General features: G+C 63.6%; 7 protein-coding genes. 5 read left to right on the forward strand and 2 right to left on the reverse strand.

The window, feature by feature from the left end; translation table 11 throughout:
- The first annotated feature begins 33 nt into the window (after positions 1-33).
- Positions 34-3,699, forward strand: a complete 3,666-nt coding sequence (metH, locus tag AC1DD7_RS05350; RefSeq protein ID WP_477514125.1) for a methionine synthase — start codon at positions 34-36, stop codon at positions 3,697-3,699.
- Here the strand turns inward: metH and AC1DD7_RS05355 are convergent.
- Positions 3,689-6,649, reverse strand: coding sequence for an ATP-binding cassette domain-containing protein (locus tag AC1DD7_RS05355; protein WP_477514126.1), 2,961 nt, complete (start codon positions 6,647-6,649; stop codon positions 3,689-3,691). The genes metH and AC1DD7_RS05355 overlap by 11 nt on opposite strands.
- Positions 6,646-7,194: a hypothetical protein gene (locus AC1DD7_RS05360; RefSeq protein ID WP_477514127.1), complete on the reverse strand. Its 549-nt coding sequence runs from the start codon at positions 7,192-7,194 to the stop codon at positions 6,646-6,648. The genes AC1DD7_RS05355 and AC1DD7_RS05360 overlap by 4 nt, the downstream gene beginning before the upstream one ends.
- A 182-nt stretch (positions 7,195-7,376) precedes the next feature.
- Between AC1DD7_RS05360 and AC1DD7_RS05365 the strand changes: the two genes are divergently transcribed.
- From AC1DD7_RS05365 to AC1DD7_RS05380, 4 genes are all read left to right on the forward strand, one after another.
- Positions 7,377-8,051: a haloacid dehalogenase type II gene (locus AC1DD7_RS05365; protein ID WP_477514128.1), complete on the forward strand. Its 675-nt coding sequence runs from the start codon at positions 7,377-7,379 to the stop codon at positions 8,049-8,051.
- A gap of 35 nt (positions 8,052-8,086) precedes the next feature.
- The gene (locus tag AC1DD7_RS05370; protein WP_477514129.1) at positions 8,087-9,136 is read left to right on the forward strand and encodes a phosphotransferase; all 1,050 of its coding nucleotides are present in this window, start codon (positions 8,087-8,089) and stop codon (positions 9,134-9,136) included.
- Positions 9,137-9,165: 29 nt separating this feature from the next.
- Positions 9,166-10,539 (forward strand): aspartate aminotransferase family protein, encoded by a 1,374-nt coding sequence (locus tag AC1DD7_RS05375; RefSeq protein WP_477514130.1) that lies wholly within the window; start codon positions 9,166-9,168, stop codon positions 10,537-10,539.
- A 116-nt stretch (positions 10,540-10,655) separates the two neighbouring features.
- Complete coding sequence (locus tag AC1DD7_RS05380; RefSeq protein WP_477514131.1) at positions 10,656-11,582, forward strand: ABC transporter substrate-binding protein; 927 nt, start codon at positions 10,656-10,658, stop codon at positions 11,580-11,582.
- Positions 11,583-11,595 lie beyond the last annotated feature (13 nt).

Below are 11,595 nucleotides of genomic sequence, written 5' to 3' on the forward strand. Positions count from 1 at the left end.
TACTGTGTCCGGCCTCGCACGTACTCTGTTTATATGCCTCGTTTTGCACTGGACGTCGATTCCGTCCCTCGTCCCACCCGTTCCCAGTCGCTCCTCGACGCCGTCAACCAGCGCGTCGTCATTGCCGACGGCGCGATGGGCACCATGCTGCAGGACCGGGAATTGTCGCTCGAGGCCGACTTCCAAAACCTCGAAGGCTGCAACGAGATCCTCAACGACACCCGTCCGGATGTCATCGCGGACATTCATGACGCGTACTTTGCGGTGGGAATCGACGCCGTGGAAACCAACACTTTCGGCGCCAACTGGTCCAACCTGTCCGATTACGGCATCGACGACCGCATCGAAGAACTCGCGAATAAAGGGGCCCGGATCGCCCGCGAGCGCGCAGAGGCAGCGGAAACCGTAGACGGTCGGATGCGGTGGGTCCTGGGGTCCATGGGCCCTGGCACCAAGCTCCCCAGCCTCGGCCACACCAGCTACGACTACCTCAAGAAAACCTTTGCCCTGCAGGCCGAGGGCCTCATCGATGGCGGAGCGGACGCATTCCTCATCGAGACGAGCCAGGACCTCCTGCAGACCAAAGCCGCCGTCAACGGCTGCAAGCAGGCGATTGTCTCCCGCGGCGTCCGCCTCCCCATCTTCGTGGAGGTGACGGTTGAAACCACCGGAACCATGTTGATGGGTTCCGAAATCGGCGCTGCACTCACAGCCCTGGAGCCGTTGGGCGTCGATGCCATCGGCCTGAACTGCGCCACTGGTCCGGATGAGATGAGCGAGCACCTGCGGCACCTCTCCAAGCAGTCCTCGGTCGCTATCGCCTGCATGCCCAACGCCGGGCTGCCGATCCTCGGCGCGAACGGCGCGCACTATCCCCTTTCCCCCACGGAACTCGCCACTGCGCACGAGCAGTTCGTGCGTGAATTCGGCTTGGGCTTGGTAGGCGGCTGTTGCGGTACGACGCCGGAGCATATGGCCGCCGTCGTCGAACGTCTTGAGCCCTTCCGCACCAACGGCAGCGCGCCCGACGCCGGAACCGTCACCGGCGGCGCGAAAAGCGCCGGCGGCCGGGTCCCCACCGAGCGGGAGGCCGGCGTCGCGTCCCTCTACCACCACGTTCCGTTCGATCAGGAGTCGGCTTACCTGGCCATTGGTGAGCGCACCAACGCCAACGGTTCCAAGGCGTTCCGCCAAGCGATGCTGGAAGAGCGCTGGGACGACTGCGTCGATATCGCCCGCGAGCAGGTCCGGGTCGGCGCGCACTTGCTCGATGTTTGCATCGACTATGTGGGGCGCGATGGCGTCGCAGACATCAAGGAGATCGTCTCGCGTTTCGCGTCGGCGTCCACCCTCCCGCTGGTCATCGATTCCACCGAGCCGCCTGTGCTGCAGGCCGGACTCGAACACATCGGCGGACGTCCGGTGGTCAACTCCGTCAACTACGAGGACGGCGACGGCCCGGACAGCCGCTTTGCGCGCATCATGCCGCTTGTGAAGGAACACGGCACGGCCGTGATTGCCCTGACAATCGACGAACAAGGCCAGGCCCGCACCACCGAAGGCAAGGTGGCCATCGCTTCCCGCCTCGTAGACGCCCTGGTGGGCGAATGGGGGATGCGGGTCGAAGACATCATCGTGGACGCCCTGACCTTCCCCATCGCCACCGGCCAGGAAGAAACCCGCCGGGACGCCATCGAAACCATCGAGGCAATCCGCCAGATCACCACGAAGTACCCCGGTATCCAGACCACACTCGGCGTCTCGAACGTGTCCTTTGGCTTGAACCCAGCCGCGCGCATGGTGCTGAACTCGGTGTTCCTGCACGAGGCCGTCCAGGCGGGCCTGACCAGCGGCATCATCGACGCCGCGAAGATCGTCCCGCTCGCGTCACTGCCGGATGAACAGCGCAAGGTGGCCCTGGACCTCGTGTGGGACCGCCGCGAGTACGACGCCGATGGCAACGTCACCTATGACCCCCTGGCCATCATGCTTGACCTCTTCGCCGGCGTCGATACCGCCGCGCTCAAGGACCAGCGCGCTGCGGAACTCGCGGCGCTGCCTACCGGCGAACGCCTGCAGCGGCGCATCATCGACGGCGAAGGCAAGGGCCTCGAGGAGGACCTCGACCTCGCACGCAGCGAAGGCATGACCCCGCTCGGCATCATCAACGACCAACTGCTGGAAGGCATGAAGGTTGTAGGCGAGCGCTTCGGCGCCGGCGAGATGCAGCTTCCGTTCGTGCTGCAATCCGCTGAGGTGATGAAGAACGCGGTCGCACTGCTTGAGCCGCACATGGAGAAGTCGGACTCGTCGGGCAAGGGCACCATGGTGATCGCTACCGTGCGCGGCGATGTGCACGATATTGGTAAGAACCTGGTGGACATCATCCTCACCAACAACGGCTACAAAGTGGTCAACATCGGCATCAAACAGGGAATCGCCGAGATCATGGCTGCGGCGGAGGAGCATGACGCCGACGTGATCGGCATGTCCGGCCTGCTCGTGAAGTCCACTGTGGTGATGAAGGAAAACCTTGCCGAGCTCCAATCCCGGGGCCTGGCGAAAAAGTGGCCCATCATCCTTGGCGGTGCAGCCCTGACCCGTGCCTACGTGGAGCAGGACCTGGCGGAGCAGTTCGAAGGGACCGTCAGGTATGCCAAGGACGCCTTCGAGGGCCTCGCTCTCATGGAACCGCTGGTGCAGGTGGCTCGCGGCGCTGACCCGGACGCGGTCGGCCTTCCGCCCCTGAAGAAGCGGATCCACAAGAGTGGTCCGAAGTTCACGGTGACCGAACCGGAGGCAATGCCCGGCCGGTCCGACGTCACCACCGAAAACCCTGTCCCCGCTCCACCGTTCTGGGGCACGCGAATTGTGCGCGGCGTCGCGTTGCACGATTACGCTGCTTTGCTCGATGAGCGCGCCACTTTCATGGGCCAGTGGGGGCTCAAGCCCGGGCGAGGGGACGACGGCGCCTCCTATGACGAACTGGTGGAACTCGAGGGCCGGCCGCGTCTGCGGTACTGGCTGGACCGGATCCTCGCCGAGGGAATGCTCGATGCGTCGGTCGCCTACGGCTATTTCCCGGTGGTCTCTGAGGGCGAACAGGTGGTGGTGCTGCACCACGGAGAGGACCTCGACGGCGTCCTCGGCACTCCCGCGCTGCTCGCCCCCGACGGTGGCTCAGGCGGTCCAATCGGCACCGAGCGCCTGCGCTTCGACTTCCCACGCCAGCGCCGGGACCGGCACTTGTGCCTCGCCGACTTCGTGCGTTCCCGGGAATCGGGCCAGATCGACGTCCTGCCGATCCAGCTGGTCACCGCGGGCTCAAAGATCGAAGAAGTGACGTCCAAGCTTTTCGCAGGAAACCACTACCGTGACTATTACGAGCTCAATGGCCTGGTCATGCAGCTCACCGAGGCGCTGGCTGAATTCTGGCATGCCCGGATCCGTTCCGAGCTGGGTTTCGCAGCCGAAGAGCCGAAGGACAAGGCCGGATACTTCAAGCTCGACTACCGCGGGGCGCGCTTCTCGCTGGGATATCCGGCGTGCCCGGACATGGAGGACCGCCGCAAGGTCACGGAGTTGCTGAAACCGGAACGGATGGGCGTGATCCTCAGCGATGAACTGATGCTGCACCCGGAGCAGTCCACGGATGCTTTCGTGTTCCACCACCCGGAGGCCAAGTACTTCAAGGTGTGAGTTGACGCCGGTCTTTGGCTTTGGGGCCGTGGGGGCGGGCACTCTTTGTGCTCGCCTTCCTGGATACACCATCCTCAGCCCGTGCGGTTTGACTGTCCTGGCTGGAGACTGGCTTCGCCCGCCTGAAAGCGGCGAGGATAGCCCGTCCCACAACGGCGATTCCGATGATCGTGGTGATGGCACGCAGGGTGTCCCATCCCGCCGTCGAGGTCAAAAGGGAGTAGAGCAGGAAGCTGCTGAGGTTGGTGGCCAGCGGGGCGCCGGGTGCGTAAGAAATACCCGTTCCGGCACCGACAGCGAAAGGCCAGAACCACAGATTGGTCAGCAGGCCGAAAACGTAGGACGCCACCACTCCATAGGCGCACAGCATCCATAGTTCAGCCCGTCCGCGAACCCTTCGCGGCAACAGGCCCGCCCCAGCCCCCACCCATGCGCAGGCGAAGATCTGGAACGGCGACCAAGGGCCGATGCCGCTCCACAGGGCGCTGGAGACTGCGATCGTGGCCGCGCCGAGGAGCATTCCGAACCGGGCACCGAAGGCGCGGCCGGCCAGGATCAGCAGGATGAACACTGCTTCAACTCCCCCGACGCCGGTGCTCGCCACACGAACTGCCGAACCGACAGCGGCCAGGACGCCCAGCAAGGCCACGGTGTGCGCGGAACGGACCGAGCCGTCGAGGGACACCACAATGCCCACAACGGCAAGGGGTGCAATCGCCAGGGCCGCAAACGGGACCGCCGCGGCCGCATCCTCGGGTAGTGCAGCCGCGAGCAACGGCCAGCAGAACGCGCCCAGGGCCAAAACGTTGGCAGCCGCGAGAATTGCGATCTCAAGGGTCCGTGGCAAGCGGACGTGGCGTTGCGGGGCCCGCTCTACGCTCCGATCCTTGGATTTAGCCCGCAGAGCGGGCCTCACAACCGGGGGAGTCGCAGCCGGGGGAGTCACCGTCACCGCAGCCGGGTCTTCCCGGGCAGGAACGCCCGGTATTCGTTCAGCAGGCGCCACGCCTTCGTCCATCTGTACGATCCGGGCGCCAAGGCCGTGGGCGAAGTCGAGGTCGTGGGTGGCGATCAGGACTGCTGCGCCAGTGTCCGCCAATGCGCGCAAGGCGGCCGAGACTCCTGCGCGGGCCTCAGGATCAAGCCCGCGGGTGGGCTCGTCGATCAGGAGGACTTGGGGGTCGTCCGCGGTCTGAAGTGCGATGGCGAGGATGCGACGCTCTCCGGCCGACAGGTCCCGCGGGTGCTCGTTTCCTATCGGAATCCGAACGTCACCACGCAATCGGGCCAGACGTGATGTTGCCGGTTGTGACACGGTTCTGTCCGAGCCGTTCCCGTCTGATTTACGCCGGGCCCGCGCTTCGCGTCGATCTGCCGCCCGGAGCTCAGCAGCCACCGTGTCCCTCGTGAAAAGGTCGTCGGAGGCGTCCGGAACCAAGGCGACGCGGCCGCCGTCCACCGTCCCGCTGGTTCCTTCTCCGAGCGCAAGGGCCACCAGGAGCGAGGACTTGCCGGCCCCGTTCGGCCCAACCAAGGCGACCACTTCGCCAGGGTGCAGGGTCAGTGAGGCGTCGCTGACGAGCGCCTTGCCGTCGCGGTGCACAGCGAGCTTTGTCGCGGTCAGCACCGGCGCGTCCTGCGGTGGGGTTATGGAAGCCGGTAACTGTGCCGATCCCGGCGACAGTGTCGGCGTCGAACGGATCCCACCCGGACGTGACAGTACTGGACGTGCAGGTGCTGGCGCGGCACCTGCTACCAAGCCGCCGTCGTGAATTCTCCACCACGAATCGGCGACGGGTAACAGCGGCTCCGCCCGATGCTCAGCCACAATGATGCAGATGCCCGATCCATGGGCGAGGGCGTCGAGTACGGCGATGACGCGGGCCCGGGCTGTGGTGTCGAGGTCAGCAAGCGGCTCGTCAACCAAGAGCAGGGCCGGCTGCTCCACCACGGCGGCGGCGATCGCCACGAGCGTTGCCTCGCCAGCCGAGAGGGAGTTCAGGTTCCGGTCCAGGAGCGCCGACACTCCGATCCACTCCGCGACCTCCACCGTGCGGGCACTGGCGATGCCGGCTGCAACACCGCGCAGTTCAAGCGAAAGTGAGATTTCGTCCCGGACGCGGGTGCTGGCGAACGCGGCACGTGGGTTTTGCAGGACGACGCCGACGATGCCGGCGGTATCGCGCGGCGGTGCTCCGGCCCGGTCCACTCCGGCTACACGGACCGTGCCGGTGAGTTCTCCGCCGTCGACGTGCGAAAGGAGGCCCGCAATACCCCGCAGGATGGTGGACTTGCCGGAGCCGGTGGGCCCGGTAACAACCGTTACTGTCCCGGTGCCGGGCTTGAAGTTTTCGACCTGCAGCCGGGTGTCGCCGATGCGGAATTGGGCGTCCCTGATCTCAAGGGGCAACCCGGGATCGCTGCCGGGTTGGTGTGCCGCCCTTCTCCCGTAGCCGCGCAATTCCAAGGCCGCGGCTACCCGGCTGGCGTGCTCAAGAGTTCGCTCAAGTACCGGAACAAGGGCTCGAGGCCCCAGGCGTTCGCCCCGCAACCGGAAGGCCAAGCGGACGGAGGCAACGGCGTCGGCGAGCGCGGGGAGCGCCGCCCAAGCCACCACAAGTGTGCGGGCTATGCCCTGGAATGGACCGCCGCGGGCCAGCCGCATGAAGCCCCTTGCCACGTCCACGAAGGCGTTGAGCAGTCCGAAGGCAAGGATCAGCCCGGCAATCGGCAGGGCTGAAACAACCGCCTCCCACAGGCCAGGCGATGTTACCGGTCCGAGGAAGACCACGTGGGCATATGGGGCGGGCAGCCGCACTGACGGCAATTCCAGCAGCACCGGCCCAACGGTGCCCGCTCCGTTGAAAAGGATGCGATAGATGACCCGCGCCGCTATGAATACGACGGCAAGCGCCGCGGCAGCGCGTAACGGCGCGGGTCGAAAGGTCATGCCTTGGGTGCGGCCGGTGCGCCGTCGATGGTGTACAGCAGTTCCAGGCTCTCTCCCGGCTTCACCTGTTGGGTGGCGAGGCCTTCCTGGGCGTAGGCCCAGTCACCGGACGCCGGCTTGACCCAGATGGACCAGTAGGCAAAGGCCGCGGGCATCTTGCTGCATTCTTCGCGGTAGGTGCCGCCCTTGTGGGTGATGTCGAAGTCGGCAGCCGGGACGCCGTTGACCCGGCACACCAGTTCGGTGGGGTATTGCTTTGTTCCCTCGGTTTTCACCTTGGCCTCATCGAGCACCTTGGCGGCCGTCGTCGGCGCATCCACCGCTACGCAAACAGTCTTGTCGGCGGCGGGTTGCTTCAGGGCGCCGGAATCGACGATGACCTTCACACCGGTGCAGGGCCCAGCGTCAGCGCTGGAAGAAGAGGCTGCCGAAGGTGCGGTGCTCGGCTGGGGAGCAGCTGGCGTGGAACAGGCGGCGAGTGTAATCAGGAGACCAGCGGCGGCGAGGGAGCTCGCGGCGGCGGTGCAGATCTTGGAAAAAGTCACGATCCAAGGGTAGGACGTTGCTTGGCTGGATTGGGATGTGGCGGGTTGTGTGACGTTGGGTGGCGCTGCTCTGGCGCTGGAACCTCTGGACATATCTCGAAGAAATTGTTGACAATTGACAGTCGGGGATTTAGATTCATAGTGAATCAAAACCCCAAACCCCTCCACTGAAAGGACCCATCATGGCTTCTACCAACTCCCGCCCGCAGTACATCTCCTTTGACATCTACGGCACACTGATCAACTGGGATACTGACGCCACTACCCGCCGGCTGCTCGCGGGCCGTTTGCCTGAAGAGCAGTGGCCTGCGTTCAAGAAGGTGTTCCGCGGATACCGCTTCGACGAGGTCCTTGGCGACTACAAGCAGTACGAGCAGATCCTGCAGAATTCCTTTGACCGGGTTTGCAAGTTTTTCGGTATTGGACCAACCCCGGGTGCAGGGGCAGAGTTCGCTGACGCTGTCCGCGGCTTTGACGCCCACGACGACGTGCCGGCGCCGCTGAAGCTCATGGGCGATAACTACAAGCTGGTGGCTCTATCCAACGCCGACGACAGCTTCCTGGAGATCAGCATCCCCAAACTCGGTGCGGACTTCCACGCCGTGCTGACCGCCGAGCAGGCCCAGGCCTACAAGCCGCGTTACCAGGCCTTCGAGTACATGCTCGATACCCTGAACGCCAAGCCGGAAGACTTCCTGCACATCGCCTCGCACACCCGGTATGACATGCACCCGATGCACGACATGGGCTTCCGCAACCTCTGGGTGCTGGACCGCGGCTACGACCCCATCACCGGCGGCTATGACTACAACAGCGTTAAGTCCCTGGACGAAATCAACAAACACCTCGGTCTCTAAACCGGCTGCTGGCTCTCCGTCGATGAAAGGGTGAAATGAGTGATTCTGCTTTTATCCAAGCAGTGGCATCAGAGAGTGGACTCCTGGCGGAGCATCCGCAGCTCGCTGACCCCGCCGTCCTGGAGCTGCTTGAACAGTTCTACGGCCTGAAGGGAACGCTGGTCCGGATTCCCACCGAGAAGGACGAGACTTTCCGGCTCCGGGACGGGGACGATACGTATCTGGTGAAAATTTCACCCTCGGATGAGGATCCAGTGATCGTCCACCTCCAAACGGCTTGCATGGAGCATTTGGAACGGACTGCCCCTGAACTTCCAGTCCAGCGTCTTGTCAGGAGCCTTGGCGGAGAGCCGCAAGTCCTCATTCCGGAGCCTGCGGGTGCCTTTGATCGGGTACTGCGGGTGATGCGCTTCCTGCCTGGGGACCTGCTGGCCAATCACGACGCGTCGGCTGGCCAGCTTCGATTGGTGGGCTCAAGCCTGGCCCGCCTGGGGATTGCCTTGCAGGACTTCGATCATCCTCGCGCGGACCGTTTGCTCCTCTGGGACCTCAAGCATTTCCACCGGATGCGCCCGCTTCTTGACTATGTCGATGAGAAGGAAAAACGATCCCTCGCCGAGGACATTTTCGATCAGTTCGACGAAAAGGTGGTTCCGCTCCTCGGCACGCTGACGTCCCAGGTTATCCATGGGGATTTCAGTCCGTTCAATGTCCTGGTCAACCCCAGCAGGCCCGATTACGTGACGGGGATTATCGATTTCGGGGACGTCGTGCGGACCCCGGTAATCTTCGACATCAGCGTCACCATGGCCAACCTGCTGGGTGCAGACCCGGGCCACCCCTGGGAGCACGCACTCCACGTCATGAACGGCTATCGAAGCATCCTCCCCCTGCCGGGGCAGGAGTTGGAGGCCCTGATCGTCTCCGCCCAGGCGCGCCTGCTGCTGCGGGCCCTGATAACCCAGTGGCGCGCAAGCCAGTTGCCGCAACGGCGCGACTATCTCCTCTCCCACTCAAAGCCTGACTGGGACCGGCTCGCCTCCACTGCCGCGGCCCCGGCACCAGAACTTTCTTTCACACCATGAACCCCACCGCCTAGCTTCCAGGAGAAAACATGGGTACTTCCCCAATCCGCAAGCCCTCCAACCCCATGGTTAACGGCTTCGATCCCAGCCGCCTGGACGAGCTCCCGGACCAGATGCAGAAGAGCATTCGACGCCGGGACAAGAGCCTGGGGCCCGGTTACAGGCTCTTCTACGACGAGCCCTTGGAAATCGTTCGTGGCAAGGGCGTCACGTTGTTTGACCGGGATGGCAACGAATATCTGGACGTTTACAACAATGTCCCTTCCGTCGGTCACGGCCACCCGCGTGTCGTTGAGGCTGTCCACCAGCAGATGCAGACGCTGAACACCAACACCCGCTACGTCCAGGAGTCCATCCTGGATTACTCGGAGCAGCTTCTTTCAACGTTCCCCGCCGAACTTGGCCATGTCATGTTCACGTGCACCGGTTCAGAAGCCAACGACCTCGCGATGCGCGTCGCAAAATATGTGACCGGACAGCAGGGCATCATCGTCACGGCCGGCGCGTACCACGGCCTTACTGCCGAGGTCTCGTCGTTCTCGCCTTCCTTGGGCAAGGGCGTACCCCTGGGTCCGAACGTACGGGTTATCGACGCCCCTGACGCCCTGCGCTATTCATCAGATCAAGGCTCGTCATCAGATCAAGGCTCGCTGCAGGATCACCTGCGGGACCAGGTGCGCGCAGCCATCGCTGACCTGCACCGCCACGGTATCGGAGTGGCTGCTTTCATCGCCGACAGCATCTTCTCCTCCGACGGTGTCTTCGCTGGTCCCGCAGGCTTCCTTCGCCCCATCGTCGAAGAGATCCATGCCGCGGGCGGCCTGTACATCGCCGACGAAGTACAGCCAGGATTCGGCCGAACGGGTGAGGAATGGTGGGGCTTCCAGCGCCACGGAATCGTCCCCGACATCGTGACCATCGGCAAACCCATGGGTAACGGCATTCCAGTAGCGGCAGCAATCTTCAAGCCCGAATTGCTGCAGGAGTTCGGGAAGAACATCCGCTACTTCAACACCTTCGGCGGAAATTCCGTAGCCATAGCGGCAGCTCAGGCCGTCCTGGACGTGATCCGGGATGAATCGCTCATAGAGAACGCGTTGAAGGTTGGCGGAAAGATCCTCACCGGCCTGAAGGACCTCGCCCAGAATCTGGACCAGGTGGCAGAAGTACGCGGAAGCGGCTTCTTCATCGGCGTCGATCTCGTGACCGATCGATCCACTCTCACACCCAACGGGGAAGCCGCCGCCAGCATCGTCAATGCCCTCCGGCAGGACCGGATCCTGATCTCGGCTTGCGGCGCCCAGGGCAACGTTCTGAAAATCCGTCCGCCAATGCCCTTTTCCAGTGACGACGCCGATCGCCTGTTGGAAGGAATGGGCCGTGCCTTCAAGGCACTGCGCTAAGGCGCAACAACAAACAGGTCGGCCCAGTGCTGACACCAAATGCTTGGGGATTGTGCCTTCCACTGCGAAAGCACTCTGTGTATTACACCAGCCGAAATCACTTGAAGGGTTGCACCATGAAGACGAAACATACTATCCAAACAGCCGCCGCGGGGCTCGCTGTCCTTTTGGCCCTGACTGCCTGCGGTGGCGCGGCAACGGGCAGCCAGGCGACGGAGATTCCCAAGACGCAGAACACCCGTGACATCTCAGAGGGTGTCCAACCGGACGCCGCCGCGGTGGCGTTGCTGCCGAAGGCCATCAAGGACAAGGGCGAGCTGACGGTCGCGATGGACCTCAGCTCCCCGCCGATGACGTTCCTCGCCGAGGACAACACAACCCCCATTGGCGTGAACCCGGACCTTGCCCGTTTGGTGGCAAAGAAGCTGGGCCTGAAGCTGAAGTTCGAGAACACGGCGTTCGACACGATCATTCCCGGCATCGACGGCGGCCGCTACGACTTCACCGCCACCACCATGTCCGCTACAGCCGAGCGGCTGAAGGCGCTGGACATGATCAACTACCTCAAAGGAGGCTCGGCCGTAGCCGTAGCGAACGGCAACCCGCTCAATCTGACCAATGACACGCTCTGTGGCAAGAACGTTGGCGTGACCAAGGGCTCAACACAGCAACTGAAGCACCTGCCCAACGTCTCGGAGTGGACCTGCACCTCCCAGGGCAAGCCCGCCATCAACGCCATCACCCTGCCCAACGTCCAGGAAGCCCTTACGCAATTGGACTCCAAGCGGATCGACGCTGTCTTTTACGATGCCAGTGCCCTGGCGTGGGCCAACGATCAGCAGCCCAACCACTTCACCACCTTGCAGCCGCGCATGGATACCCGCACGGACACCAATGTCGCCATGGGCTTGAAGAAGGGATCACCCCTGACCCCGGCACTCCAGAAGGCCATCCAGTCCGTTCTGGAAACCCCCGAATACAAGAAGTCCCTGGACTACTGGGGCCTGGGAGAATCAGCTATCACTGAAGCCAAGATCCGCTAACGATTGTGCTGTC

Source organism: Paenarthrobacter sp. 10L412 (assembly GCF_056395565.1).

Coding starts and splice junctions, on each gene's coding strand:
- metH (WP_477514125.1), top strand. CDS start 34: ATGCCTCGTTTTGCACTGGACGTCGATTCCGTCCCTCGTCCCACCCGT.
- AC1DD7_RS05355 (WP_477514126.1), bottom strand. CDS start 6,649: ATGACCTTTCGACCCGCGCCGTTACGCGCTGCCGCGGCGCTTGCCGTC.
- AC1DD7_RS05365 (WP_477514128.1), top strand. CDS start 7,377: ATGGCTTCTACCAACTCCCGCCCGCAGTACATCTCCTTTGACATCTAC.
- AC1DD7_RS05370 (WP_477514129.1), top strand. CDS start 8,087: ATGAGTGATTCTGCTTTTATCCAAGCAGTGGCATCAGAGAGTGGACTC.
- AC1DD7_RS05375 (WP_477514130.1), top strand. CDS start 9,166: ATGGGTACTTCCCCAATCCGCAAGCCCTCCAACCCCATGGTTAACGGC.
- AC1DD7_RS05380 (WP_477514131.1), top strand. CDS start 10,656: ATGAAGACGAAACATACTATCCAAACAGCCGCCGCGGGGCTCGCTGTC.